Annotated in this window: 23 protein-coding genes; 14 read left to right on the forward strand and 9 right to left on the reverse strand. The window is 72.6% G+C overall.

Translation table 11 applies throughout. The features are described 5' to 3' along the window. Positions 1-19: 19 nt before the first annotated feature. From RBJ77_RS19335 to RBJ77_RS19350, 4 genes are all read right to left on the reverse strand, one after another. Entirely contained in the window at positions 20-694 is a 675-nt protein-coding gene (locus RBJ77_RS19335) for an SMI1/KNR4 family protein (protein WP_372346162.1), read from the reverse strand. Positions 695-754: 60 nt separating this feature from the next. Continuing rightward, entirely contained in the window at positions 755-1,639 is an 885-nt protein-coding gene (locus RBJ77_RS19340) for an aldo/keto reductase (RefSeq protein ID WP_372346163.1), read from the reverse strand. 149 nt (positions 1,640-1,788) lie between these two features. After that, positions 1,789-2,280, reverse strand: coding sequence for a winged helix-turn-helix domain-containing protein (locus tag RBJ77_RS19345; RefSeq protein WP_372346164.1), 492 nt, complete (start codon positions 2,278-2,280; stop codon positions 1,789-1,791). A gap of 103 nt (positions 2,281-2,383) precedes the next feature. Further along, positions 2,384-3,655, reverse strand: coding sequence for a bifunctional pirin family protein/GNAT family N-acetyltransferase (locus RBJ77_RS19350; RefSeq protein WP_372346165.1), 1,272 nt, complete (start codon positions 3,653-3,655; stop codon positions 2,384-2,386). Between the two features lie 108 nt (positions 3,656-3,763). Between RBJ77_RS19350 and RBJ77_RS19355 the strand changes: the two genes are divergently transcribed. From RBJ77_RS19355 to RBJ77_RS19370, 4 genes are all read left to right on the forward strand, one after another. Beyond that, positions 3,764-4,240, forward strand: coding sequence for a carboxymuconolactone decarboxylase family protein (locus RBJ77_RS19355; RefSeq protein WP_372346166.1), 477 nt, complete (start codon positions 3,764-3,766; stop codon positions 4,238-4,240). Between the two features lie 92 nt (positions 4,241-4,332). After that, positions 4,333-5,166 (forward strand): DUF4253 domain-containing protein, encoded by an 834-nt coding sequence (locus RBJ77_RS19360; protein ID WP_372346167.1) that lies wholly within the window; start codon positions 4,333-4,335, stop codon positions 5,164-5,166. A gap of 94 nt (positions 5,167-5,260) precedes the next feature. Continuing rightward, complete coding sequence (locus RBJ77_RS19365) at positions 5,261-5,746, forward strand: nucleoside deaminase (RefSeq protein WP_372346168.1); 486 nt, start codon at positions 5,261-5,263, stop codon at positions 5,744-5,746. A 128-nt stretch (positions 5,747-5,874) separates the two neighbouring features. Then, positions 5,875-6,528 (forward strand): maleylpyruvate isomerase family mycothiol-dependent enzyme, encoded by a 654-nt coding sequence (locus RBJ77_RS19370; RefSeq protein WP_372346169.1) that lies wholly within the window; start codon positions 5,875-5,877, stop codon positions 6,526-6,528. A gap of 3 nt (positions 6,529-6,531) precedes the next feature. Here RBJ77_RS19370 and RBJ77_RS19375 read toward each other — a convergent pair whose 3' ends face one another. Both RBJ77_RS19375 and RBJ77_RS19380 read right to left on the reverse strand, forming a co-directional pair. Continuing rightward, positions 6,532-6,915 (reverse strand): helix-turn-helix domain-containing protein, encoded by a 384-nt coding sequence (locus RBJ77_RS19375; protein ID WP_255980458.1) that lies wholly within the window; start codon positions 6,913-6,915, stop codon positions 6,532-6,534. Beyond that, positions 6,909-7,874, reverse strand: a complete 966-nt coding sequence (locus RBJ77_RS19380) for a helix-turn-helix domain-containing protein (protein WP_372346170.1) — start codon at positions 7,872-7,874, stop codon at positions 6,909-6,911. Before RBJ77_RS19380 ends, RBJ77_RS19375 begins: the two co-directional genes overlap by 7 nt. A 75-nt stretch (positions 7,875-7,949) precedes the next feature. On the opposite strand from RBJ77_RS19380, the gene RBJ77_RS19385 reads away from it, so the two are divergent. Next, entirely contained in the window at positions 7,950-8,837 is an 888-nt protein-coding gene (locus RBJ77_RS19385; protein ID WP_372346171.1) for an alpha/beta fold hydrolase, read from the forward strand. A gap of 172 nt (positions 8,838-9,009) precedes the next feature. Beyond that, a complete protein-coding gene (locus RBJ77_RS19390) occupies positions 9,010-9,798 on the forward strand; it encodes an IclR family transcriptional regulator (RefSeq protein WP_372346172.1) in 789 nt (262 codons plus the stop codon). 72 nt (positions 9,799-9,870) lie between these two features. Here the strand turns inward: RBJ77_RS19390 and RBJ77_RS19395 are convergent, their stop codons facing one another. Next, positions 9,871-12,168, reverse strand: a complete 2,298-nt coding sequence (locus RBJ77_RS19395) for an FAD-dependent oxidoreductase (protein WP_372346173.1) — start codon at positions 12,166-12,168, stop codon at positions 9,871-9,873. Between the two features lie 342 nt (positions 12,169-12,510). Between RBJ77_RS19395 and RBJ77_RS19400 the strand changes: the two genes are divergently transcribed. From RBJ77_RS19400 to RBJ77_RS19420, 5 genes are all read left to right on the forward strand, one after another. After that, the gene (locus tag RBJ77_RS19400) at positions 12,511-13,440 is read left to right on the forward strand and encodes a carbohydrate ABC transporter permease (protein WP_372346174.1); all 930 of its coding nucleotides are present in this window, start codon (positions 12,511-12,513) and stop codon (positions 13,438-13,440) included. Next, entirely contained in the window at positions 13,437-14,357 is a 921-nt protein-coding gene (locus RBJ77_RS19405) for a carbohydrate ABC transporter permease (protein WP_372346175.1), read from the forward strand. The genes RBJ77_RS19400 and RBJ77_RS19405 overlap by 4 nt, the downstream gene beginning before the upstream one ends. 86 nt (positions 14,358-14,443) lie before the next feature. Next, on the forward strand, positions 14,444-15,745 hold the full coding sequence (locus RBJ77_RS19410; RefSeq protein ID WP_372346176.1) for an extracellular solute-binding protein: 1,302 nt from the start codon (positions 14,444-14,446) through the stop codon (positions 15,743-15,745). Between the two features lie 121 nt (positions 15,746-15,866). Beyond that, a complete protein-coding gene (locus RBJ77_RS19415; RefSeq protein ID WP_372346177.1) occupies positions 15,867-17,162 on the forward strand; it encodes a BNR-4 repeat-containing protein in 1,296 nt (431 codons plus the stop codon). A gap of 93 nt (positions 17,163-17,255) precedes the next feature. Further along, positions 17,256-18,047 carry an SAM-dependent methyltransferase gene (locus RBJ77_RS19420; RefSeq protein ID WP_372346178.1) on the forward strand — a complete coding sequence of 264 codons (792 nt, stop codon included), beginning with the start codon at positions 17,256-17,258 and terminating at the stop codon, positions 18,045-18,047. Positions 18,048-18,064: 17 nt separating this feature from the next. Here RBJ77_RS19420 and RBJ77_RS19425 read toward each other — a convergent pair whose 3' ends face one another. Further along, positions 18,065-18,610 carry a hypothetical protein gene (locus RBJ77_RS19425; protein WP_372346179.1) on the reverse strand — a complete coding sequence of 182 codons (546 nt, stop codon included), beginning with the start codon at positions 18,608-18,610 and terminating at the stop codon, positions 18,065-18,067. Between the two features lie 112 nt (positions 18,611-18,722). Here RBJ77_RS19425 and RBJ77_RS19430 point away from each other — a divergent pair, with 112 nt between their 5' ends. Beyond that, on the forward strand, positions 18,723-22,058 hold the full coding sequence (locus RBJ77_RS19430) for a BTAD domain-containing putative transcriptional regulator (RefSeq protein ID WP_372346180.1): 3,336 nt from the start codon (positions 18,723-18,725) through the stop codon (positions 22,056-22,058). 34 nt (positions 22,059-22,092) lie between these two features. On the opposite strand, the gene RBJ77_RS19435 is transcribed toward RBJ77_RS19430, so the two are convergent. Next, positions 22,093-22,455 (reverse strand): hypothetical protein, encoded by a 363-nt coding sequence (locus RBJ77_RS19435; RefSeq protein WP_372346181.1) that lies wholly within the window; start codon positions 22,453-22,455, stop codon positions 22,093-22,095. A 95-nt stretch (positions 22,456-22,550) separates the two neighbouring features. On the opposite strand from RBJ77_RS19435, the gene RBJ77_RS19440 reads away from it, so the two are divergent. Together RBJ77_RS19440 and secD are read left to right on the forward strand one after the other, a co-directional pair. After that, positions 22,551-22,952 (forward strand): hypothetical protein, encoded by a 402-nt coding sequence (locus RBJ77_RS19440; RefSeq protein WP_372346182.1) that lies wholly within the window; start codon positions 22,551-22,553, stop codon positions 22,950-22,952. Between the two features lie 50 nt (positions 22,953-23,002). Next, a complete protein-coding gene (secD, locus tag RBJ77_RS19445) occupies positions 23,003-25,342 on the forward strand; it encodes a protein translocase subunit SecD (protein WP_372346183.1) in 2,340 nt (779 codons plus the stop codon). The last annotated feature ends 143 nt before the right edge of the window (positions 25,343-25,485 follow it).

The following is a 25,485-nucleotide window of genomic DNA, read 5'->3' on the forward strand; positions in this document are numbered from 1 at the left end:
GGCCAGGACTCGGCCCCGGCTAGGGCCGGGCGTCCGCGGTGTCGAGCTCCTGCGCGGTGCGGGCGAGCCAACGCCGGTACCACCGCCCGAAGTCGAGCCCGGTCGGCACGATGCCCCGGTCCATGGGCCGCAGGTCCTCCCAGATCTCGCCGCGGTGCGGACCGGTCGTCACGAGCAGCGACGTGTAGCCGCACCCCTGCTCGCTGAGGAACACGGCGCCCGCCTCCTGGGCGTCGTACAGCTCCTCGTAGCGCGCGTCCCAGGCGGCGGACGCCTGCCGGTACGCGTCGTCGTCGGCGAAGTCGGCCGCCCGCGGCTCGTCCGCGTCGAGTGCGTCGAGCTCGGTCTGCAGCGCCTCGGCGACGAAGGGCCGGCCGGCGAACTCGGCGGTGGTCGGCTGCCCCTGGTAGGCGAGGCCGACGCCGCGCCACTGCCAGCCGTCGTCCTGCCGCACCGGGGTCATCAGGCCGTAGTGGGGGCCGGCTCCGCCGCAGCCGACGCCGAGCAGGAAGCTCCGGTACGCCGCGGGCAAGGCCACACCCAACTCGGCCTCCAGGGACAGCAGTTGCTCCTCACCGAGGACCGGTCCGAGCCGGAAGCCGTGCCCGCGGGCCCCGAAGACCCGGTCCGCCCCGGAATGCCGGGCGAACCCGCGCACCCGCTCCCGCACACCCGCCCACGTGTCCTCGCTCATGAGGACACGCTAGTGAGCCGCGCCCCGGCCCGGCACCGCGTTTTCCCGGCCGTCAGGGCCTCATGACGCGTCGAGGCGGGCCAGTTGCTCCGGCGTGAGGGTGAGGTCGGCGGCCGCGGCCGAGTCGGTGACGGAGGCCGGGCGCTTGGCCCCGGGGATCGGGACGACGACGGGCGACTGGGCGAGTTCCCAGGCCAGGGTGACCTGTTGGGGGCTGACGTCGAGTTCGTCGGCGACGTCCCGGAAGGCGGGGTGACGGTCGGCGAGGCCCTTGGCGCGGTCGAGGCCGCCGAGCGGGCTCCACGGCAGGAAGGCCAGGCCGAGTTCGGCGCAGACGTCGATCTCGGGGCGGCTGCTGCGGAAGGCGGGCGAGAACTGGTTCTGGACGCTGACCAGCGCGCTGCCGAGCACCGCGTGGGCCTGCCTGATCTGCTCGGGGTTCGCGTTGGACAGGCCGAGCATGGCGACCTTGCCGCTGTCGTGGACCTCCTTGAGGGTGCCGAGGACCTCCTCGTAGGGGACCGCGGGGTCGGGACGGTGGTGCTGCCACAGGGCGATCTGCTCGACGCCGAGGCGGCGCAGCGAGTCGTCCACGGACTTGCGCAGATGCGGTGCCGAACTGTCGGTGTCCCAGCCGCCGCCCTCGGTGCGGACGTGCCCGGCCTTGGTGGCGAGCAGCACCTGGTCGCGCACGCCGAGCTCGTCGAGCAGACCGGCGATCAGCTGCTCGTTCTCGCCCTGCGCTCCCGCGCCCTTCTCCTTGCCGGGGCCGTAGGCGTCGGCGGTGTCGAAGAGGGTGACGCCGGCGGCCAGTGCGGCACTCACCGTGTCGAGCAGCTGCTGTCGCGGCTGGGGCCCGGTCTGGTCGAACGTCATCAGGCCCAGGCCGACGGCCCCGACCTCGTGCCGTCCTACGGTGTCGTTGCCGATGGAGCGCGTGTGCATGCGGGGCTTCCTCATCCTCGGTCTGGCGGTGGCCGGTGGTACGTCGGATGTGCCGACGCCCACCGACGTTACCGGCGCCGGACCGGTTCAAACCTGGCGGCCGCGGGCCGGGCACCGGGATGCCCGCCCCGCGGCGCCGACCGAGGGCGTCAGCGTGCCGCCGCCGGAGCGGCCTCGGGGGCGGTCGCCGACCAGCGTCCGTCCTCGGTCTGTTCGGCCAGGCCGCCGTCGGTCAGCGCCTTCAGGTGGCGGGTGACCGTGCGCGGCGTCCAGCCGACCGCCTCACACATCTGCTCCAGCGTCATGCCGTCCGGCGCCTGCTCGAGCCGCTGCCAGGTCAGGCGCGTGTTCTTCCCCAGGTCCCCCAGGGCGGCCGGGGCCGCCGGGGCCGCCGGGGCCGGAGCCGCCTGGGCCGGCGGCGCCGTGCGCTCTCCCCGGTACGGGGCGGGCGCGGCCGGAGCCGGCACCCTCAGCCGCCCGTAGCCGAGTCTGCGCAGGACCCGGTCCACGTCGGGCCCGCTCTGCTGCTGCGGCACCGGTGCCGTCGTCCGCTCCGCGGTCGCCGTCGTGGTGGTCACCGGCCGCGGGGTGCGGTTGACCGTGCGGTGCCTGCGGCCCTTCTTCTTGGTCCTGTTGCTCATCCGCCGTCTCCTCGAACGCGTTGATCATGGTCACGTGTTCAACGACGGACCCGCCGCGAGGACTCGCTCACGCCTCCATCGGAGGGACCGGCGGCCGGTCGGGTCAGCGCTTGAGGACGCCGTCCAGCCACTCCAGGACCTCGGGGGTGACCGGGTCGGTGATGTCCGCGTACTCCTCGTGCTTCTTGAGGAACTTCGCGACGTACGGGCAGACGGGGACGATCCGCTTGCCGGAGCTCCGCACGTCGTCCAGGGCTTCCCTGACGAGGATCGAGGCGAGGCCCTGGCCCGCGTACGCGTCGTCGATCTCGGTGTGGAAGAAGACCCGCCGGTCGTCGCGGTCGCGGTAGGCGGTGAAGCCGGCGGTGGCACCGTCGACCTCGATCGCGTAGCGGTGGCGCTCGTCGACGCGGCGGACGGTCGGGGTGGGTGCGGGCTCGGTCATGGCGGGTCCTTCCGAGAGCGGCGGGTTCTTGCGGGGGGTCAGCGTGGCGTGGGGCAGGGCGGGTGCGGGGAGGCGGTCCCCGGGGTAGCCCTCGACCTCGCCGAAGCGGTCGGAGGCCGCCTCCCAGGCCTGCCGGGCCTCGGCGATGTCCTGGTGGGTGCGGCCGATGAAGTTCCACCACATCACGATCTCCTCGCCGAACGGCGGACCGCCCAGCAGGACGGCGCGGGCGGGCGCGTCCGTCTCGTTGGCGAGGGTGAGGGTGCGGCTGCCCGGGGCGGCGTAGCCCAACTCGGCCCGGTTCAGCAGGGTTCCGGACAGGCGGACGGCGCCCTGGTCGACGAGGAGGCCGTGCTCGAAGGCCGGGTCGACGGCGAGGGTGGTCTCGGTGCGGGGCGCGAGGACGAGTTCGGCGCCGAGCAGGGGCGTGAAGGTGCGGACCGGCGAGACGGATCCGGCCAACTGCCCCAGGAAGACGCTGATCTCCGCGCCGTCGACGTGGACCGGGTCGGGCACGTAGTGCTGGAAGTCGCGGTCGGCGTGCCGGTGTTCGTCGGGCAGGGCGACCCAGAGCTGGACGCCGTGCAGCACGGTGGTGGCGGGGGTGGAGACCTCCGTGTGGCTGATGCCGTGGCCGCCGGTCATCAGGTTCAGCTCGCCGGGCCTGACCATGGCGTGACTGCCGAGGCTGTCGCGGTGCTCGATCTCCCCGCTGAACAGCCAGCTCACCGTCTGCAGTCCGGTGTGCGGATGCGGTGCGACGTCCATGCCCCCGGTGACGCTGACGTCGTCGGGACCGTAGTGGTCGATGAAGCACCAGGCACCGATCAGCGTCCGGGCCCGCTGCGGCAGCGTCCGGTGCACGGTCATGGAACGCGGTCCGCCCAGCGGTACGTCCCGCGCGGTCAAGACGTCGACGGCACTGCTCATCTCCGCCACCCCCACATAATAGGTTAAGATTCAACTACATGGTTGATCATACGTCGCCGTACCCGGTACGGCGACCGCGATCCGCAACCACTGACGAAGGAGACAGAGTTGAGCATCGCCGCAGGCTCCACGGACCGGCGGGTCTTCGTCGACAAGCAGAGCCCGAAGGCCTATCAGGCGCTGGTCGACACCTCGGACGCGGTCCGCGCGACCGCCGCGGACGCGGGGCTCGACCGCATCCTCGTGGAACTGATCAACCTGCGGGTGTCGCAGCTCAACGGCTGCGCCTTCTGCCTGCACGTGCACACGCGGGCGGCGCTGCGCGCGGGCGAGACGTCCCAGCGGCTCGGCGTGCTCGCCGCGTGGCGCGACACGGAACTGTTCACGGACCGCGAGCGCGCTGCCCTGGCTCTCGCCGAGGCCACTACCGCGCCCGCGGACGCCGCTCTGCAGACCAGCGCGTACGACGACGCCCGCCGCCATCTCACGGACGACGAGACGTCGGCGGTGATCTGGGTCGCGATCACGATCAACGCGTTCAACCGTGTGTCGATCCTGAGCAAGCATCCGGTCCGCGCACAGTAATCACGTCGCCGCCGCCCCTTCGGCAGTGGCGTATTGCCAGGGGCGCGTTGCCGGCGACCCTGTTGTCAGTGCCCCGGTCTACGGTGCGTCCCATGCCGTTCGCCCTGCCCGATGGTCTGCCTCCCGGCCAGTACCTGTCGTCCGGTCCCATCCCCTTGTGGAGCTCCGACGAGTTCCCCGACGACGTCGAAGTGCTGTGGCCCCGGCTGCTGCAGGATCTGCGCGGGCGCGGCCTGGTGCCGCTCCTGTGCGGGCCCGGCAGCCTGGGAAGGCCGCTCGGCCTCGACCACGTCGACGCCGTGCGGCTCGACGAGGTGCTGGCCGCGGACTTCGCCGAGTACCGTCGCGGAAGGCTGCCCTTCTGGACGGATCCGACGCCGGACCCGGCGCCCGACCCGACATCCGGCCCGATGGCCGACCCGACATCCGGCCTGTCACCTGACGGAACCGAGCCGTGGCCGCACGACCCCGGGCCGCCCTTCGACCGGTGGCCGGGTCAGGCGCCGCGGATGCCCGCCACGGCTGCGGACCCGACGCCCGGGGAGGCCGCGTCGAGCCTGTTGGCCGGGCTCCTCGACGACGCCCCTTTCGGACTGGAGGACTGCCGTCTCGTCCTCGTCCCCGCCCGACGCGGCAGCGACGCCCTGGCGTTGCTCGGTTGGGCGGCGGAGGCGCCGCTGCCGCTGCTGTGCGCGCTCCTGAGGAGCTGGGAGGACCGCTTCGGCGCCCAGGCCGTCGCGCTGTTCGGCGGCGAACTGCACGTCGCGGTCACACGGCCGCCGGTCGAAGCGGGGCACGTGGACCTGCTCGCGCTGGAGCACGTGCTGTCGACGGCGGACAACATCGTCGACGATCCGCCCACCCCGTTCCCCGAGTACGCCACGCGGCTCGCGGGACGGACGTCCTGGTCGTTCTGGTGGGACTAGCCACGTCGGCGCGGTGGGCACCGGTCCGTGTGCCAGCATGTCGGACGCCCAGCCGATCACGCCGTGCCGATCACGCCGTGGAGAAGAGGTCCTGATGGAGGAGCGTGAACTGGCGCATCTGCGCCGGTCCGTGGAACTGGCCGCCGAGGCGCTGGACGCGGGCGACGAACCGTTCGGGTCGGTCCTGGTGGACGGCGCCGGTGCGGTGCGGGCCGAGGACCGCAACCGGATCGCCGACGGGGACTCCACCCGCCACCCCGAGTTCGAACTGGCCCGGTGGGCCGCGGAGCACCTCACACCGGAGGAGCGCCGGGACGCCACCGTCTACACCTCGGGCGAGCACTGCCCGATGTGCTCGGCCGCGCACGCCTGGGTCGGCCTCGGCCGGATCGTGTACGTCGCGTCCTCGGCGCAGTTGACGCAGTGGCTGACCGAGTGGGGCCGGCCTCAGGCTCCGGTGCGTGCGCTGCCCGTCCAGGAGGTCGCCCCTTCGGTGCGGGTCGAGGGCCCCGTGGACGAGCTCGTGCCCGTCGTGAAGGAACTGCATCGCCGGCTGGCCGAGAGGTCGGCCGCCGTCTGACCGGGACGGGGCCGGGCGGGCGATGACTTTGCCGCGCGGCGGGAGTCTCCCTGTCGAACACGCTGAACAGCATTGGACACGTTCAGCACCTCGTGCATGCACCGGCCGTGAACAGGAGACGCCCGCCCATGACCCAGCCCGAAACGACGGTCGACCGCAGTCCGAAGGCCACGGTCCGGCAGTTGATCCGTGCCGAGCGCGCGGCACTGGCAGCCGATCTCGCCGACCTCTCCGAGGCACGGTGGGCGACTCCGTCGCTGTGCGACGGGCTGTCCGTGCGCGAGGTCCTCGCCCATCTCACGGCAGGGGCCAGTCTCAACGCCGTGCGCTGGATGGCGGGGGTGATCCGCTGCCGGTTCGACTTCGACCGGCAGGTGGCCGTCCGGCTGGCCGAGCAGTTGGGGACCACTCCGGCCGACACCCTGGAGCGGTTCCGGCGCATCGTGCCGAGCACGACGAAGCCACCGCTGCCGACGGTCGCCATGCTGGGCGAGACGCTCGTGCACGCCACGGACATCCGGCGCCCGCTGGGCATCCACCGCGACCATCCGGTCGAGACGGTCACGCGGGTCGCCGAGTACTACCAGAGGTCGGATCTCGTGGTCCTGGCCAAGGGGCGCATCGGCGGCCTGCGCCTCGTCGCGACGGACGGCCCCTTCACGACGGGTTCCGGCGCGCTCGTGTCCGGCACCACCCTGGCCCTGGTGATGGCCATGACCGGGCGCACCGCGTTCTGCGACGACCTGGAGGGCGACGGCGTCGAACTCCTGCGCGCCCGCTGAGCGTCAGGAGTCGAAGGTGCGGCGGGCGTCCTCGATGTGACCGAGGTACTGGTGGGTCCAGCCGCACATGGCGTCGACCGTGGCGCGCAGGCCGCGGCCGGGCTCGGTCAGGGTGTACTCGACCCGGGGCGGGACGGTGGGGTGCACCTGCCGGTCGACCAGGCCGTTGCGTTCCAGCATCCGCAGGTTCTGGGTGAGCATCTTGTGGCTGATGCCGTCGACCTCGTCGCGCAACTCGCTGAAGCGCAAGGTCTGTTCACCGAGTGCCTCGATGATGAGGAGCGCCCACTTGTTGGCCACGTCCGAGAAGATCTCCCGCGCCAGGGAGTCCGCGCGTCGCAGGTCGGCGTCCTCGGGCAGCCCGTCGAGCTGATGCTTCGTCACCATTGGGTCTTCACCATCGGGTTCCTCGGTCTGCGGAGTGCGGCGCCGTCCAGAGCGGCGTGGTCATGAGCGGCGTGGCCAGGGGCGGCGTGGCCAGGGGCGGCGTCGACGCGCGGTACCGCGGTCGGCCAGGCGCGGTCGTCCACCGTGAGGAACGGCTCGTCGACCACGGCCCCCGGCGTCGCGCCGGTGAACGCCACGACGTCCCGGTGCAGATGGGACTGGTCGCAGTAGCCGCCGTCCGCCGCGACCCGGGTCACGGCCTCACCCGCGACCATGCGGTGCACGGCGTGGTCGAACCGGACCAGTTTCGCGGCGCGCTTGGGCGGCATGCCGGTGTGCGACCGGAACCGGGACCACAGGAGCTTGCGGCTCCAGCCGAGCTCGTCCGCCAGGCGGTCGATCCGGACGAGGCCCTTGCCGGCGACGATCCGGTTCCAGGCCCAGGCCACCGCCGGATCCTCCGGCACCCGCGCCGCGCCCCGCCGCGCGAGCAGCGCCTCCACGAGTGCGAACCGGTCCTCCCACGACGGCGTCTCACCGAGCCGCTCGCGGATCAGGGACACCTCGCGGCCCCACAGGTCGTCGAGGGACACCACGGCACCGGACAGTTCGCCGGGCGGGACGCCGAGGAGCCGGCCCGCCGCCACCGGGGACAGCCGCACCTGTACGCATGCGACGTCCTCGCCCCAGGCCCGCACTCCGCCGCCGGAACCGAAGCCGGGTCCGGCGACGAGGCTCCCCCGGTACCGCCGCCCGGCACCGTCGTGGACGGCCGGGATGCCCGCACCGAACTCCAGGATCAGCATCACCGAGGGGTGCGGCACCACGCGCAGGCCGCCGTGCAGCGGCCCCGACACCCGGAAGCCGGCCATGTCGACGCCGCTCAATCGGCCGGGCCGCCGCGGACGTGCGACGTCCCACGCGGCAGCACCGTCACGCTCACTCGTGGTGACCCCCATCCCTGGATGGTACGCGGGCCGGGGAAGGAACATTTGTCCAAGACGGGTCCCGGTATCCCCGGTGACAGTGGACCCATGACTCCTCGGACTCCCGCCGACAGGCACCCGCAGCCGAACGGCGACAACACCCCGTCGCCGAGCGGACATTCGGAGGGCACGCTGCTCCACCTGGAGAACGGCGGCCTCTACGTCCGCCAGGACGGCCCCCGCCACGCTCCGCCCCTCGTCCTCATCCACGGATCAGGGGCCTCGCTCCGCTCCTGGGACGCCCTGGTCCCGCTGCTGACCGCGCACCACCGCGTCATCCGGGTCGATCTGCCGGGGCACGGCCGCTCGCCCGATCCGCTCGATCACGACTACGCGACCCCGCGGCAGGCCCGGGCCGTCGGCGCGGCGCTGGACCGGCTCGGCGTCGCGCGCGCCACGCTCGTCGGGCATTCCAGCGGCGGCTACTCCGCCACGGCACTCGCCGCTGAGCGGCCCGGCCTGGTGACCGAACTCGTCCTCATCAACACCGGCCCCGGCCTGGACGCCTTCACCGGGCCCGGGACCGTACCGATCGACCCGTCCCAGTGGCCTCCGACGGATGAGCAGATCCGCGCGTTCGCGAGCGGAGCGTTCCACGAGGGCTTCGAGATCCCGCAGGTGATGATCGACGATCTGCGCGGCATGACCTACGAAGCGTTCGTCTCCTCGATGCAGTCGTCCACCGGCTACCTGAAGGAGCGGACGCTCCCCGACCGGCTGGCCCCGCTCGGCAAGTCGCTCCTGGTGATCTTCGGTGCCGAGGACCGCAGGTGGCGCCCTTCGTCCGCCGCGGACTACGGCGTCGTACCGGGCGCGAAGGTCGAGATGCTGCCCGGGGCGGGACACACGCCCATCCTGGAGGAACCGCGACAGACCGCCGCACTTCTGCTGGCCTTCACCACGCGGCGCAACACCGCGGCACCGAGCGTCACTTGACGGGGCGCGGGCGCGGGCGGTCCTCTGGGGTGAGCTGCGCGGACGGCACGAGAACGGGTCCTTCCGATCACCGGTCCCGGGGCACATGACGGCCACTTTTCCGGTACAGGTCCGAGGTCGGCACGATATGCTGATGCAGATTGTGCAAGCCGTTTGCAGGATGAGGAGGGTCATGGTTACTCGGGCGTCCGACGCCGGGACGAACCAGAGCGTCGAACGAGCAGTTTCGGTGTTGCGTGCACTCGATGCAGGCCGCGCCGAACTACGCGTCTCCGACGTCGCCGAACTGACCGGACTCGGTTCCTCCACCACCTCCCGGCTGCTGTCGACCCTGGAGCGCCTCGACATGGTCGAGCGCGATCCGGTCAGCAACCTGTACCGGCTGAGCCTCGGCATCCTGCCGCTCGCGGCCACCGCCGCCAACCGGCACCCCGTGCACCGCGCCGCCCGCATGGTGCTCCAGGACCTGGCCACCCGCACCGGGCTCGGGGCCAACGTCGCCGTGCGGCGCGGCACCGAGCTGATGTTCCTGTGCAACTTCGAGGGGTCCCGCGCCCCCAAGTCGTACACGCAGGCAGGGCACACCGCCCCGCTGCACGCCACCAGCATCGGCAAGTGCCTGCTGGCCGGCCTGAGCCCCAAGGAGCGGCGCAAGCTGCTGCCCGAACCGCTCGCGGCGCACACCGACTTCACGACGACCAGCCACGATCTGCTCGACGCCGAGATCGACACCGTGCGCCGCACCGGCTACGCCATCGAGGCGGAGGAGCGCGCCCTGGGCCGCGCCTCGCTCGCGGCGCCCGTCCGCGACGCCTCGGGTGACGTCGTCGCCGCCATCTCGCTGTGGGGTCCGGCCTCCCTGCTCGGGCATCACGCCGACGGCGAGGGGCAGCGACCCGAGCTCGTCCGCGAGGTGATCGAGGCCGCCGACGCCATCAGCCAGGCACTCGGCGCCCTGTAAGACCCGCGGCCGCATGACGAAGGGGCCCGGTGGGAGCGCTTCCGCTCTCACCGGGCCCCTTCGCCGTGCGGGCTACGCGCCGTACGCCTTGAAGGCGATGACGTGGGCGTGCCGTGCCCCGTGCGTCGCGTCCACCACGAGCCGCAGCGCGGCCGTGCGCACGGGTCCGCCGTCCGCGGCCCGCAGCGTGTGCACGCGGTGGCGGCGGCGGTTGTCCGTCACCGTCAGGAGCGTGTGCCAGGTTCCGTCGGCGTCGCGGCTCTGGATCCGGTAGTCGCGGACGAGTTCCGGCATGACCTCGTACGGGGTGCGGTGGCGGTGCAGGTTGTTGAGGTACTCGTCGACGTCGTCGTCGAACACGACGCGGGCCTCGCCGAGTTCCTGCTCCTTGTCCCAGTCGAGCGCCAGCCACTGCGCGGCGCGGTCCGGGGCGGACAGCGGCTCGGACGACCACATCTGCGGTCCTCCGTAGGCGCGCTGGTAGCCGCCGACGGACCGCTCGGGCAGGAACGCGGCCGTGTCCGGGGTCGCGCGGAAGGCGAAGGAATGGCGGCGCAGGCCGCGGGCCTGCCACTCCAGGACCAGCTGGCCCTCCTCCTCCGGGATGTCGTGGTCGACGGCCGCGTCCCCCTCGACCCGGCTGCGCAGCGCGAGCACGCCGTCGACGCGTTCGGGCAGCAGCACGAGGGCCGTGTCCGGACAGGCGCGGACGATCAGGACCGCGTTCTGCGGGGTGCCGGGGCGGTGGTCGAGTCGGGCCGTGACCCAGTGGGGTCCGTCGGCCGGGACGGTGACCGTGGTGGTGAGCAGCCGGTCGACGGGGACGGCGTTCTCGGGGGTGCCGGTGGACCACAGTTCGACGGTGAGGTCGCTGGGCCCGCCGGGTGCGCCGTGAACGAGCAGGTCGACCGTGTCGAGGGCCGGGTCGACCGGCAGGAGGAGGGCGAGGTCCCGGGTGAGGGGGTACGGCTCGCCGGGCGTGGCCGGCGTCGGTTCGGCGGCCAGGCGCGCCAGGTGCGAGGAGGCCGTGACGCGCGCCGTGCGGGCCGCGTTGTCGGGGTCGTCGTCGGCGAGGCCGATCACGGAGGCGTCCTGGCGCAGCAGGGTGCGGCGGACCAGCTCCGGTCTCTTGGTGGCCAGTTCGCGCGGGGTGAGGCCCTCGGCGACGCACAGGGCAGCGGCGGTGCCCGCGGCCTCCCCGAGCGTGGCGCAGGTGGCCATGACGCGGGTGGCGCCGAAGGCGATGTGGGTGGCGGAGATGTTGCGTCCGGCGAAGTGCAGGTTCGTCACGTTCGCCGAGTACAGGGAGCGCAGCGGGATGTGGAAGATGCCGTCGGCGTAGCGCTGGCGGGCGCCGGGCTCGTCGGCGTACATGCCCTGGACGGGGTGGAGGTCGACGGACCAGCCGCCGAAGGCGACGCGGTCGGGGAACTGCCGCTGTTCGAGGATGTCCTGCTGGGTGAGGACGTGGTCGCCGAGGAAGCGGCGGTACTCGCGCTTGCCGGGGAGGCTGCCGACCCACTCCAGGGTCAGGTTCGCGGCGTCGGGGAACTCGCCCGAGTTCTTGATGTGGTCCCAGATGCCCATGATCACGGCCTGGAGTTCGTCGCGGATGCGCTCGTTGTCGTGGACGGTGTCGAGCTCGCCGCCCCACTCGATCCACCAGTAGTCGCAGCCGTTGTCGCCGGTGCGCAGGACGCGGTTGCGCAGGATGGGCGTGGTCGACAGGTCCTTGGCGTAGGCGGGCGGGACGAACTTCACCGGCCTGCCGGTGTCCTTGGTGTGGAACAGGATCGTCGAGCCGAGCAGCGCCTCGTCCGCCGCGGCGGGGGCCCAGGGCTCGCCGAACTCGTCGTGCGCCTCGCGGCCGATCCGGTAGCGGGCGCCGGCGAGGTGGCCGAGCAGGCCGTCGCCGGTGCAGTCGAGGAACTGGTGCGCGTGGAAGGTGATGCGGCGCTCGGAGCCCATCATCCAGCCGGTGCAGGAGTGCACCTCGCGGGCGTCCTCGGGACCGCTCGCGTCGGCCTCGCGCACGTCGGTGTTGAGGTACAGGTCGATGTTCGGCTCGGCGCGGACGGCGTCGAGGACGACCTGATCCCAGTAGTAGGGGTTGCCCTCGGGGTTGCGGAACTGGTTCTCGGTGTACAGCTCGCCCATGATGCCGGTCTCGCGGGCCCAGCGGTGGACGCCGTGGGCGGTGGCGCCGCAGACCCAGACGCGGACCTCGCTGCTCGCGTTGCCGCCCAGGACGGGGCGGTTGTTGACCAGGGCGACACGTCGGCCGAGCCGGGCCGCGGCAATGGCCGCACAGGTCCCCGCCAGGCCACCGCCGATGACGGCGATGTCGTAATGGACCTCTTCTTCCCGCACGGTGCGGCCTCCTCGGTGTGACGCTCGGACACGCCCCGCACTGCGGAGCGGTCTCGAACGTACATCACATGCATATTGTGCAACCACTGTTCAGTCAGTGGGATTCGTTGTAAGTTTCCGTCGCGGCCGCCGACCTGGCCGTGACGAGCCGAAGTTCAAGTTCACGGCAGGTGGGGCGAGTTCGCCGGCCCTGCACAGAACCGGCGATTCACCGACCAAAAGGGTTGACGCCGTCGCACGATATGGAGAACGATCCCGCATGCTGCAACTTGCGTTCAATGGAGCATGGATGGCGTTCACACAGGGCCCCGGCGCTCCCGCCCCGTTCGAGAGGACACACCCATGAGTACGGCCGCACCTCCGCAGAAGGCCGCGCCACCGCGCGAGCGCACCGGCGGACGGCTCTCCAACGGCGCGTTCGCCCTGCTGCTGACCGCGCCCGGGCTCGCCCTGTTCGCAGCGATCATCATCTACCCGCTGCTGTCGGCGCTGTTCACCGGCTTCTTCAAGCAGGACCTGCGGCTGCCGGGCCGCGAGTTCGTCGGCCTGGAGAACTTCACGTACTGGCTGGACGGCGACTTCCTCACCATCCTGAAGCAGACGCTCGTCTTCACCGTCGGTGCGACGATCGTCCCCTTCGTCCTCGGCTTCGCCCTCGCCCTCGCGCTGAACTCGGGCCTGAAGGGCAGCGGCTTCCTGCGCGGCCTCTTCCTGTTCCCGTGGGTGATCCCGGGCGTGGTGGTCTCCTTCCTGTGGATGTGGATCTTCAACGCGAACTACGGCGTGCTGAACGGCATCCTCATGAAGGCCGGGATCATCGAGGAGTCGATCTCCTGGCTCGGCCAGCCCACCACCGCCATGCTCGCCGTGATCATCACCAAGACCTGGGCGAGCTTCCCCTGGATGATGGTGATGCTCCTGGCCGGTCTGCAGACCGTGCCCAAGGAACTGCACGAGGCCGCCTCGATGGACGGGGCGGGGTCGATCCGCCGCTTCTTCGCCGTCACCTGGCCGCAGGTCCGCGGGGTCGCCTCGATCGTGCTGCTGCTCGAGTTCATCTGGAACTTCCAGCACTTCGACACCATCTACGTGCTCACCGGCGGCGGTCCGGCCGGCTCCACCGAGACCTTCGCGACCGCCGTCTACCAGACCGCCTTCAAGGGCTTCGACATCGGCCGGGCGACCGCGCTGGGCGGGCTGTGGATGCTGCTCCTGCTCGTGCTCGTCGTCGTCTACCTCAGGATCACCGAGCGGAAGGGCGACGCCCGATGACCTCCACGACCTCCACCCCGCTGTCCCGCACCGATGTGCTGCGGCCCGCCACCACGTCCGCGGGGCGCACCTCGCGGCGCCGGATGCGCAAGGACCTGGTGCGCTCGCGGATCGCCGCCTGGATCGCCGTCGTCGTCATCGGCGCCTTCGGCCTGCTGCCGGTCTACTGGCTGCTCGCGACCGCCCTGAGCAGCCCCGAGTCGACGTTCCAGTTCCCGCCGAAGCTGATACCCACCGACCTCACCTTCAGCAACTTCACGGCCCTCGCCGAGAACGACCAGCTCATCAAGTACCTGGTCAACTCGCTCGTCGTCGCCTCGATCACCGCCGTGCTGAGCGTGGTCGTCGCCACGTACATGGGCTACTCGTTCTCCAAGTTCCGCTACCGCGGGCGCCGCTCGCTGATGCATCTGGTGCTGGCCTCCCAGATGTTCCCGCAGGCACTCCTGCTGGTGACGCTGTACGCCGTGTTCTCCAGCTTCGGCCTGCTGAACACGTACACCGCCCTGGTGCTGTCCTTCACCACGTTCACGATGCCGCTGTGCGTGTGGATGCTGAAGGGCATCTTCGACACCATCCCGGACGCCCTCCTGGAGGCCGCGTCCATCGACGGCGCGTCCCGCTGGCGCACCCTGCACTCCATCGTGGCGCCGCTCGCCGCGCCCGGCATGATCGCCGCCGGCCTGTTCGCCTTCGTCCGCGGCTGGAACGACTTCATCTTCGCGGTGACGCTGGCCGACAAGGAGAAGCAGACCCTGCCGCCCGGTCTCGTCTCCACCTACATCGGCGAGTTCCAGACCGCCTGGCCCGAGCTGATGGCCGCGTCCCTCGTGGTGTCCGTCCCGGTGGTCATCGCCTTCATGTTCCTGCAGCGCTACCTCGTCGGCGGCATGACCGCCGGCTCGGTCAAGAGCTGATCCCCGCGGTCCGGCCGAACGGGCCGGACCGCAGCCCACCCCCACGCGCTTCCCCTTCCCTCCCTTCACTCCCCCATGGAGACACCATGACCACCTCTGGCATCAGCCGGCGCGGCGCGCTGCGCATGTTCGGCATCGGCGCGCTCGGTGTGGCCGGCGCCGGGGCGCTCGGCGCCTGCGCACCGTCCGGCGCCAGCACCTCCTCCAACGGCGGCGACACGAAGTCCAAGAACTTCGACTTCACGTCCTGGTCGCTGAACGAGGAGGCCGCCAAGCCGTCGATCGAGAAGATCATCGCGGCGTGGGAGAAGGCCGAGAAGTCCAAGATCCGCGCGGTCTCGTACCCGTACAACGAGTACCTGAGCCAGCTCACCCTCAAGCTCGGCGGCGGCGAGACGACCGGCGCCGTGCACCTCGACATCGCCTGGCTCGCCGCGGTGGCGCAGATGGGCAAGCTCGCCGACCTCGGTTCCGTGGCCGTCGACGCCGGCTACACGGACGTGGCGCTGGAGAGCGGCAAGTACGACGGCAAGCAGTACGGCCTGCCGTGGAACACCGGCTCGATCGGCGTGATCGCCAACGCCAAGCTGCTGGAGAAGGCCGGCATCAAGAAGCACCCCACCACCGTCGAGGAGTTCGAGGCCGCGCTGCGGGAGCTGAAGGGGCTCGGCGGCGGCGTGGTGCCCTACGCGGCAGCCACCAAGGTCGCGCAGCTCAAGGACATCTTCCCGTGGATGCAGACCTTCGGCTGTGAGCTCCTCGACGGCGCGAAGGTCACGATCGGCGACGACGCCTCGATCGACGCGGTCACCTGGTACAAGAAGCTGCACGACGAGAAGCTGATCGCCGCCGACGTGGACCGCTTCGACGCGCGCGCCCTGTTCGGGCAGGGCAAGGCCGCCTTCTACGACGACGCCATCATCGGCAAGGGCGTGACCGCGGCCCAGTCCAAGGACAAGACGCTGGCCGACGCGATGCAGCCGATGAAGCGCCCGGTGCTGGCGGCGGGCGACACGCCGCAGGCGCTGCTGTGGGGCGGCGTGATCGCCGTCGTCAAGGGCAAGGGGCAGGACGCCGCGACGGAGTTCGCCCTGCACACCACGACCGACCAGGCCACGGTCGCCCAGTACTTCGCCGAGCGCGCCCTGCCGCCGTCGACCAAGGCGGGCCTGATCGACCCGAAGGTCGTCAACGACACCTTCTCCACCCAGTGGACCGAGAAGATCACGAAGACGGCGACCGGCAGCCCCTTCTGGCAGTTCGCGCAGAACGCCCAGATCGAGGAGGCCGTCGCCAAGCAGGTCCAAGCCGTCCTGGTCGGCAAGTCCAAGCCGAAGGACGCCATGAAGCAGGCCGGCGAGGAGGTCGCCGCGCTCATCAAGCGCTGAGCCTGCGCGCCACGGTCCGGGCCCGGTGGAAGTCGAACGATTCTCACCGGGCCCTTCGCCGTCCCGTACGTCTCGTCACCCAGCCCTCGCACGCACCCGCACGCATTCGAAGGAGCTCACCTTGCGACGTCCCACGGCACGCGCGTACGCCACCTCGGCCGCAGCTCTGGCCGCCCTGCTCACGCCCGTCTCGGCTGCTCAGGCCGACGGCGCGGCCGCCGCGGCGACGGTGATCGAGAAGGTCCCGTACACGATGGACTCGTCGAACCAGGCGGCCTGGTGGACGCCGGTCGCCACGTACAAGGGCCGCGGCCAGTACACGTACTTCGCCTTCAACGAGCCCGGCTCGACCGCCGCCACGCACCGCCCCGCCATCGCGCGCCGGGACCCGGACGGCGTCTGGAGCCGGCTCCCGCTGCTCAACAGCGACGGCCAGCAGGCCGAGTTCCCCGACGACAACGGCCACAACCAGCCGTCCGTCGCCCGCGACGGCAGCGGCCGGCTGCACGTGTTCGCCTCGATGCACGCCAACACGTGGCGCTACTTCCGCACCGAGGCCCCCGGCGGCGACGTCACCGATCACGCCGCCGAACTCCCCGACCAGGGCGAGGGCATCACCTACCCCGTCGTGACCACGGCGCCCAACGGCGACCTGTACCTGGCCGCCCGCGTCGGAACCGGCTCCGACCAGCGGCCCGGCAAGCTGTACCGCTGGGACAACGCCGCCTCGAAGTGGAGCGTCGTCGCCACGTTCGCCGGCGCGCTGAACCGCTCCGTGTACCCCGACGACCTGACGGTGGACGGCGCCGGGCGCGTGCACCTGCTGTACGAGTGGGCGAAGGCACCGGCCACCGCGTTCCGCCACCAGCTCTCCTACCTCAGCTACGATCCGGCCACCGGAACCTTCGCCGACAGCACGGGCGCCGCGGCCACCGTCCCGGTGACGCCCGCCACCTCCGACGTCATCCAGGAGCTGACCACGGGCGAGGAGTGGAGCATCGACAACGCCTACACGGGCCCGGCCGTGCAGAGCGCCAAGCTCACCCTCGACGGCGCCACCCCGAAGGTCGCCTACCGCTACCGCTCGGCCGACAGCGGCGGCAACTTCCGCGTGTACTACGCCTACCCGAGCGGCAGCGACTGGGTCAGCAAGACCGTGTACGCCGGTGGCCAGACCGCCGCCGCCCTCGGCATCACCTGGGACGAGACGGACACCAAGCGGGTCTACTACGTGACCTCCACCGGCACCGACCGGGTCTTCGCGGCGACCCAGTCCGCGGACGGGGCCTGGACCGCGCAGTCCGCCGCCCCGGGCATCAGCGCCGACCGGCTCGCGGTGCGGCGCGACTCGGACGGCAACGACGTGCTGTACCTGCCGGACACCGCGCACAACTCGCTCTACTACGGCATCCGTTGAGGCGCTGAAGAGGGGGGCCGCCCGTCGCGGGGCGGCCCCCCTCGGGCCATAATCGTCCGGTCCTCTACAGCCTCCCCCTCGCTGGAGCCCGGCATGACGGCACAGGCACAGTTCCCCGAGAGCCGCATCGACACGAGCAGGCCCCACCCGGCGCGGGTGTACGACTGGCTGCTGGGCGGCAAGGACAACTACCCCGTCGACCAGGAGGTGGCGGGGAAGCTCCCGCCGGAGGCGCGCGACAACGCCCGGCGCAACCGGGCGTTCATGCACCGCGCCGCCGCCTGGCTGGCGGATCAGGGCATCGACCAGTACCTCGACATCGGCACCGGCATCCCGACCCGTCCCAACCTCCACCAGATCGTGCAGGGCATCGTGCCGTCGGCCCGGATCGCCTACGTCGACAACGACCCGATCGTGCTGCGGCACGCCCAGGCGCTGCTCGTCAGCACCCCCGAAGGTGCCACCGACTACATCGAGGCGGACGTCCGCCACCCGCGGGCCATCCTCGAACACGCCCGTACGTTCCTGGACTTCAGCCGTCCGATCGCCCTGTCGATGAACGCGCTGCTGCACTTCGTCACCGACGACGAGGACCCCTACGGGCTGACGCGGACCCTCGTCGGCGCCCTGCCCCCGGGCAGCTTCCTGATGCTCTCGCACGGCACCACCGACGAACACCCGCACCTGGTGAAGTCGGTGACGACGACGTACAAGAAGGGCGAGATCCCGCTGCGGATGCGCACCTTCGCCGAGGTCGAGCCGTTCTTCGACGGGCTGGAGCTGGTGGAGCCCGGCCTGGTCTCGGCGACCAAGTGGTACCGGTCGGGCCCCGCGCCCGACGCCGAACTGAGCGGGTTCTACGTCGGCGTAGCCCGCGTCCCGTAGCGGAACCCGCCGACGTGTCAGCGCGCCCGCGGCTCGCGCAGCAGGGGATACGAGTCCCCCGTCAGCCAGATCCGGTTCTCGTGGTCGACGTGCGGGCCGTGCCGTTCCGGCAGGCCGCGCAGATAGGCCACGGCGGCGGCGGTGAGCCGGACCCGGCCCGCGCCGAGCCGGGTGACGCCGTCGGGCTCGGCGAGCGCCGCGAGCCGGGCGGCGTGCCTGCGGGGCAGGTCCGCCGTGTACGTGGCGGTGGATCCGGCCGCCAGTTCCATCGCCCGCAGGACGTCTCCGTACCGGGCGTGTTCGAGGACCGCGCGCACCGCCGACTCGACGCTGGACAGGCCGGATTCGACCTGGTCGCAGGCGAAGACCCGGCCGGGGCGGGACCGTGCGTAGGCGAACCAGGTCCCCGTGCGGGAGGGCAGCACGTAGCCGACCGGATAGCCGCCGGGCAGCCCGTCGCGCAGGCACACGTACATGATCTCGGCGGCGTCGCTGCGCTCCTGGTTGAGGTAGAGGCCGCGCTGCTTCAGCAGCGCCGTAAGGGGCCGGTCGACAACGGTCACGTCGGTTCCTTCCGCTGGTCGAGGCGGCGGCCGCTCCCCCGGGGCGGCCGCCGCACTTGCACAGCCTCAGGGAAGACGCTGCAATACCCATGAAATTCTGATGATGCGCAAGGTGAGGCGGGGGTTTCGGGTGGAGGTGGGAGCTCGGCTGCGGCTCGCGGTCCTCGGGCCGGTACGGGCCTGGCGCGACGGCGCGCAGCTGCCCCTCGGACCGGTCAGGCAGCAGGCGGTGCTGGCCGTACTCGCCCTGCGCCAGGGCCTGTTGGTGAGCCGCGAGCAGCTGCTCGACGCGGTCTGGGGCGACGAGCCACCGTCAACCGGGCACAAAGTGCTGCCCACCTATGTGTACGGGCTGCGCAGGTCGCTCGACGAGGCGGGGACCGGGCCGGCGCAGTCCGTGATCAGGGGCGAGCGCGGCGGGTACCGGTTCGCCGGGGACGGGACGCGGCTCGACGTGGCGGACTTCGCCGCGCAGGTCGAGGCGGCCCGGCGCGCGAGGGCGAGCGGCGACCCGGCCGGCGCGGTCTGCCAACTGACGGACGCCGTGGGCCTGTTCACCGGCGAGCCACTGGCCGGACTGCCGGGCCCGTACGCGCTCACCGAGCGGCAGCGGCTCCTCCAGCGGCGGCGCACGGCCCGCCTCGAACGACTCGACTGCCTGCTGCTGCTCGGCCGGTTCACCGAGGCCCTGGACGAACTGGCCGCCCTCACGGCCGCCGACCCGTACGACGAGTCGGCGCTGGCGCTGCGGATGCGGGCCCTGTACGGCTGCGAGCGCCAGGCCGAGGCGCTCACCGTCTACGAGGACGTGCGGGCGCGACTGCGGGACGAGCTGGGTGTCCAGCCCGGCGAGGAGCTGCGCCGGGTGCACGAGGCGGTGCTGCGGCAGGACGACACGGTCCTCCTGGGTGCGGCTCCCCTCAGCGACCCGCCCCCCACCCCGGCCCCGACGCCGTCCGCCGGCGACGGCCGGCCCCGCTCGCCCGCCGAACTGCCGCACGCCGCACCGGGGTTCACCGGCCGGGCCGACGAACTCGCCCATCTGCACGCGATGGTGCCGCAGGGGCCGGGCCGGGCGTCGGCGAGCGCCGTGGTGATCTCCGCCATCGGCGGCGCCGCCGGCATCGGCAAGACCGCGCTCGCCGTCCACTGGGCGCATCAGGTCCGTGAGCGCTTCCCGGACGGCCAGCTGTACGTGAACCTGCACGGGTTCGACCACGAGCGGCCGCCGCTGGCCGCCGGCGAGGCCCTGGAGATGCTGCTGCGCAGTCTCGGGGTGGAGGCGTCGCAGATCCCCGCCGACGAGGAGGCCCAGGCACGCGCGTACCGGACGCTGGTCGCCGACCGGCGGCTGCTCGTCCTGCTGGACAACGCCGCGTCGGCGGAGCAGATGCGTCCGCTGCTGCCGGGCAGCGCGTCCTGCTGTGTCGTCGTGACCAGCCGCAACCGGCTGGGCGATCTGGTGGTCCGCGACGGGGCGCAGGCCCTGGCGCTCGGCACCCTGTTCCCCGACGAGGCCCGGGCGCTGCTCGCCGAGGCGCTCGGCGAGCAGCGACTGGCCGCGCAGCCGGTCGCGGCGGACCGGCTGATCGGGCTCTGCGGCGGCCTGCCGCTGGCCCTGCGGGTGGCCGCCGCCCGGCTCGCGGGCGATCCGGGTCTCGGCGTCGCCGATCTCGTCGACGAGATGTCCGACGGCAGTCGTCTGGAGGCGTTGGAGCCGGACGGTGCCGCGGACTCGCCGCTGCGGCTGGCCTTCTCCGTCTCGTACCGGGTGCTGCCGCCGGACGCGCGGCGGCTGTTCCGGCTGCTCGGCCTGTTCCCCGGGCCCGAGTTCACCGCACAGGTGGCCGCCGCCCTGCTCGCGGTCCCGCAGGCCCGGGCCAGACGCCTGCTCGGGACGCTCGCCGCCGCCCATCTGATCGACCCCGCGGCGGCGGGCCGCTACCGGTTCCACGACCTGCTGCGCGAGTACGCACGGGAGTGCGCGCGGGCCGAGGAGACGGCGCGGGACCGGAACGCCGCGCTGGAGCGCGTCCTCATCTGGTACGTGCACGCCACCCGCGCCGCCGCGGGCACCTGGTTCCACCCGGTACTGCCCGACTCCCTGGGGCCCGCCGACCAGCCGGGCCTGCCGTCGGCCGCCGAGGCCGCGCACTGGCTGGAGGTGGAGCGCGCCAACCTGCTCGCCGTGATCGGTCACGCGGGCCTGCACGGTCCCCACTCCGTCGCCGTCCACCTGATCTCGTCGTCGCTGGGCCACTTCTGGCTCCATCTGCCGCGGGCGACCTGGAACGCGCTCACCCGGACCGCGCTGGACGCCGCCGTCGCCGAGGGCGACACCCAGGGACAGGCCGTGCTCCACACCCACCTCGGCATCATCGAGTGGGACCTGGGCCGGCCCCGGGAGGCGGCGGAGCACTGCAAGCGGGTCCTGGAGATCGGCCGGGAGATCGGCTGGCCGGAGGCGGAGGCCGCGGCGCACGGGGTCAGCGGCTTCGTGGACTGGAGCACCGCCCGTCTTGAGCGCGCGCACGAGTGGCTCACCAGGGGCGTCGGGATCACCGACGCCATCGGGAACCGCTACTTCGAGGCGTTCGGCCTGCTCGGGCTCGGGATGGCCGCCCGTGACCTGGGCAGGCTGCCGGAGGCCGCACGCCACCTGGAACGGGTCATCAGCCGCAACACGGACGTGAGTTGGTGGGACGACAGCCTGGCGCTGCAGATCCTGGGCTGGGTGTACTGGGAGCTCGGCCGCTTCGCCGACGGCCTCACCGTCCTCGGTCCCAAGGTGACCGCCGACGACCGGGGCGGGTACCGCAACGGCCGGGCGATGATGCTGGACGCCGCCGCGCGGATCCACGTCGACCTCGGCCGGCACGACGAGGCGCTGGCACTGACGGACCGGGCCTTCGGGATGGTCAGGGACCCGGGCCGGCCCTGGATCCGCTCGGGGATCCTCAACACCGTCGCGGCCGCCCACCGCAGCCGGTCCCGGTTCGACGCGTCTCTGCGGGCCGACACCGAGGCCCTCGACCTGGCGCACCGGGCGAGGTTCCGCCGCGCCGAGGCCGACAGCCTCATGGGGCTCGCCCGCACGCGGCTCTGCCTGGGCCACCACCGGGAGTCCCGGGAGGCGGCCGAGGAAGCCCTGAGCCTGGCCCGCACGCACGGCTTCCGCGTGGTGGAGGGTCAGGCCCTCACCGTCCTCGGCGCCGTGGCCTGCGCCGAATCGGCGTACGCCACGGCGGTCTCGTTCGGCGAGGCGGCGCTCACGACCCACCGGGAGACCGGCCACCGGCTCGGCGAGGCCCGCGCCCTGACCGTGCTCGCCCGGGCCCGCCGGACGTCCGACGGCGACACCGCCGACCTGCTCCGGCGGCAGGCGTCGCTCGTCTACCGCGACGTCGGGGTACCGGCGGCGGTGTACGAGAACCCGGAGCTGGACTAGTGCCTGTCCGGCGCTGCATGGCGCGGGCGCGGGATCACGGCGCGGTCCAGGGATCCGGCCGCCCCAGCACCTCGGCGAGCGGGACACCGGCCCGGGCCGCCGCGACGCGCCGGGCCCGCAGCTGCGCCCGGGTGCGGGGACGGAACGAGCGGTCCTTGCCGCAGCCGCAGGCGTCGCGGCCCTCGTAGCGCAGTCCGGCGTTCAGCACCGCCGCCACGACGGTCCAGGCGCGGGTGTCCCGGCGCCGCGGGGCGGCGAAGTCACGTCCGGCACAGACCATCGGCTCCGCGCAGCGGGGACACCGGTGTCCGCCGGGACCCGGGTGCCGCTTGAACGCGACCCGGCAGCGCACGCACGCGTAGTGCGGCTTGTAGGTCTTCTCGGCGTAACGGCACATTCGGTGAGCCTACTTGGGGCCCCGGGCGAGTGGGCCCCTTAGCCTGGTGCCTGACAGTCCGCGCACGTCCGTACGAGAAGAGCAGGGAGGCAGTCGTGCCGCAGCGCCCCGCGCCCGCGTCCTCGCGGGTCGTCGTGCTGACCGCCGCGGCGCTGCTGTCCCTGTTGACGTTCTTCGTCCCGTCGGCGCCGCACGACGTGCGGGGCCCGTTGCCGCAGGGTCCTGCCCCGACCGCCGCGTGGGGTGAGCATCCCGCCGCGTACGCCGTCCTCACCGCGCACGCCGGACGCGTGGCGCACCCCGAGGCGGCGCCGCAGCCGCACACCGGACCGCCGGTCGCCGCCTTCGCGCACGCGCGCGTGCCGGTGGATCCGCGCGTCGGTCCCGGCGCGGCGGCCACGTCCGGCGGGCAGTGCGGCCGGGTCCGTACCGGAACGGTCGCGCCGCGCGCGCCGCCGCACGGGCCGCGCAGCGGAGCCACCGTCATCAGCGCCTGACGTCACGCACGGCCGGGCGCTGCCCTTTCGTCCTGCCGTGGAGCAGTCACATGTCCCCCAAGCAGTCCCGCATGCCCTTGTGGCGTGCGCTGATCGCCCTCGTGGTGATCGCCGTGTCCCTCGCCATCGCCCTCACCCAGTCCGCGACCCTGGGTCTCGATCTGCGGGGCGGCACCCAGATCGTCCTGGAGACCCAGGACTCCCCCGACACCGGAACCGCGGCGGACGCCGCGTCCACCGACCGCGCCCTGGAGGTGCTGCGCCAGCGCGTCGACGCGCTGGGCGTGTCCGATCCGAGCCTGTCCCGCTCCGGCGACCGGCGCATCATCGTCGAGCTGCCCGGGGTCCAGGACCCGCGCGAGGCCGCCGACGTGATCGGCCGCACCGCGCAGTTGACCGTGCATCCCGTCACCGGCGTCACCGACGAGAAGCCGCGCGACGGATCGCGCACCCTCGCCGACCCGGACGCCGCCGGCACCTATCTGCGGCTCGGCGAGGCCGCGCTCGGCGGTGACGGGGTGAAGGACGCGAACGCCGTCCTCGACCAGGAGGGCATGGCCGGCTGGACGGTCGGGCTGGCCTTCCGCGAGGACGCGGCCGGCGACTGGGCCCGGCTCACCGGCGCCGCGGCCTGCGCCGCACAGGGCGCCCCGGAGCGGCGCGTGGCCATCGTCCTCGACGACAAGATCATCTCCGCGCCCGGGATGAACCCGGACGTGCCGTGCTCGACCGGGATCACCGGCGGCGACACCCGGATCACCGGCGGGTTCTCGCAGGAGGAGGCCCGCGATCTGGCGGCGCTGGTGAAGGGCGGCGCGCTGCCCGTGCCGGTCGACGTCGTGGAGCAGCGCACGGTCGGCCCGACGCTGGGCGCCGCCGCGATCGAGGCGTCGGCGCAGGCCGCGCTCATCGGTCTCGCGCTGACGGCCCTGTTCATCGTCGCGGTGTACCGGCTGCTCGGCGCCCTCGCGACGGTCGCGCTCGCGCTGTACGGACTCGTCTCGTACGCGGCGCTGGTCGCGCTCGGCGCCACGCTGACCCTGCCGGGTCTCGCCGGGTTCGTGCTCGCCATCGGGATGGCGGTCGACGCGAACGTGCTGGTCTTCGAGCGGGCCAGGGAGGAGTATCTGGGCACGCGGTCCACGGCGCTGGACAAGCCCGTCGCGCGCGGTTTCGGCAAGGCGTGGAGCGCGGTGATCGACTCGAACGTCACCACTCTGCTGGCGGCCGGACTGCTGTTCTTCTTCGCCACAGGACCGGTGAAGGGGTTCGGGGTGACGCTCTCCATCGGCGTCGTCGCGTCGATGGTGTCGGCCCTGGTCGTCACCCGGGTGCTGGCCGACTTCGCGGTACGGCGCCGCTTCGTGCGCGCCCGCCCGCGGTGGACCGGCATCACGTCCACCGGGCGGGTGCGGTCCTGGCTGGCGCGGCGTGATCCGCAACTGGTGCGGCACCGGCGGCGCTGGCTCGGCGCGAGCGCCCTCCTGGTGGTCGTGGCCGTTGCCGGGATCGTCCTGCGCGGGCTCGACTTCGGCGTCGAGTTCACCGGCGGGCGCATGGTGGAGTACAGCACCAGCAGGACCGTGGACGTGGACACTGCCCGGGAAGTCGTGTCCGAGGCCGGGTTCCCGCGGGCCGTCGTCCAGGAGTCGGGCGACGGCGGCATCTCCGTGCGCACCGGAGAGCTCAGCGACGACGAACAGCAGACCGTCAAGGAGGCACTGGCCGGGCCGGGCGGCGAGGTGACCGTCGAACGCGACGAGATGATCGGTCCGAGCCTGGGCGACGAGCTGCGGGTGAAGGCGCTCGTGGCGCTCGGCATCGCCGTGCTGGCCCAGCTCGCGTACCTCAGCGTGCGGTTCCGGTGGACGTTCGCGGCGGCCGCCGTCAGCGCCATGGTGCACGACGTGCTGATCGTGGTCGGGCTGTTCGCCTGGCTCGGCCGGCCCGTCGACAGCGTGTTCCTGGCGGCGCTGCTCACGGTCATCGGGTACTCGGTCAACGACACCGTCGTCGTCTTCGACCGGGTGCGCGAGGCACGGCGCCGCGACCCCCGGACGGATCTGGAGCGGACGGCCAACAAGGCGGTGATCCAGACGCTGCCGCGGACGGTGAACACCGGGATGGGCGCCCTGTTCATCCTCGCGGCGCTCGCCGTCCTGGGCGGCGACTCGCTCGCCGACTTCTCGCTCGCGCTCATCGCGGGCGTGGTGATCGGCATGGCGTCCACGGTGTTCACGGCCGTGCCGATGGCCGTGACGCTGGAGCGGCGCAAGCCTGTCGGCGGTCCGCGTCGGCGCGGTGGTGGCGGCCCGGGCCGAACTGCCGGTGCGCGCAGTCCCCTTGAGGCGCGTCGCGCCAGGCGGGAGGACACCGGCGCCGTCGTGTAGGCGACGCCGTTCGGAAGGGGCCCGGCCGGCCGACCGGCCGGGCCCTTGGCCAGAACTGCCCTCACCTGGGCAGGAGTTCGGCCCCCGGTCGTGGACGCGTCGCCTACCCTCGTGCCCAGAACGCCCAGTGATGCCCTGTGCAT

Origin of the sequence: Streptomyces sp. KL116D (assembly GCF_030766975.1) — a bacterium.
Taxonomy (GTDB): domain Bacteria; phylum Actinomycetota; class Actinomycetes; order Streptomycetales; family Streptomycetaceae; genus Streptomyces; species Streptomyces longispororuber_A.

Coding starts and splice junctions, on each gene's coding strand:
- RBJ77_RS19335 (WP_372346162.1), bottom strand. CDS start 694: ATGAGCGAGGACACGTGGGCGGGTGTGCGGGAGCGGGTGCGCGGGTTC.
- RBJ77_RS19340 (WP_372346163.1), bottom strand. CDS start 1,639: ATGCACACGCGCTCCATCGGCAACGACACCGTAGGACGGCACGAGGTC.
- RBJ77_RS19345 (WP_372346164.1), bottom strand. CDS start 2,280: ATGAGCAACAGGACCAAGAAGAAGGGCCGCAGGCACCGCACGGTCAAC.
- RBJ77_RS19350 (WP_372346165.1), bottom strand. CDS start 3,655: ATGAGCAGTGCCGTCGACGTCTTGACCGCGCGGGACGTACCGCTGGGC.
- RBJ77_RS19360 (WP_372346167.1), top strand. CDS start 4,333: ATGCCGTTCGCCCTGCCCGATGGTCTGCCTCCCGGCCAGTACCTGTCG.
- RBJ77_RS19365 (WP_372346168.1), top strand. CDS start 5,261: ATGGAGGAGCGTGAACTGGCGCATCTGCGCCGGTCCGTGGAACTGGCC.
- RBJ77_RS19370 (WP_372346169.1), top strand. CDS start 5,875: ATGACCCAGCCCGAAACGACGGTCGACCGCAGTCCGAAGGCCACGGTC.
- RBJ77_RS19375 (WP_255980458.1), bottom strand. CDS start 6,915: ATGGTGACGAAGCATCAGCTCGACGGGCTGCCCGAGGACGCCGACCTG.
- RBJ77_RS19380 (WP_372346170.1), bottom strand. CDS start 7,874: ATGGGGGTCACCACGAGTGAGCGTGACGGTGCTGCCGCGTGGGACGTC.
- RBJ77_RS19385 (WP_372346171.1), top strand. CDS start 7,950: ATGACTCCTCGGACTCCCGCCGACAGGCACCCGCAGCCGAACGGCGAC.
- RBJ77_RS19390 (WP_372346172.1), top strand. CDS start 9,010: ATGGTTACTCGGGCGTCCGACGCCGGGACGAACCAGAGCGTCGAACGA.
- RBJ77_RS19400 (WP_372346174.1), top strand. CDS start 12,511: ATGAGTACGGCCGCACCTCCGCAGAAGGCCGCGCCACCGCGCGAGCGC.
- RBJ77_RS19405 (WP_372346175.1), top strand. CDS start 13,437: ATGACCTCCACGACCTCCACCCCGCTGTCCCGCACCGATGTGCTGCGG.
- RBJ77_RS19410 (WP_372346176.1), top strand. CDS start 14,444: ATGACCACCTCTGGCATCAGCCGGCGCGGCGCGCTGCGCATGTTCGGC.
- RBJ77_RS19420 (WP_372346178.1), top strand. CDS start 17,256: ATGACGGCACAGGCACAGTTCCCCGAGAGCCGCATCGACACGAGCAGG.
- RBJ77_RS19435 (WP_372346181.1), bottom strand. CDS start 22,455: ATGTGCCGTTACGCCGAGAAGACCTACAAGCCGCACTACGCGTGCGTG.
- secD (WP_372346183.1), top strand. CDS start 23,003: ATGTCCCCCAAGCAGTCCCGCATGCCCTTGTGGCGTGCGCTGATCGCC.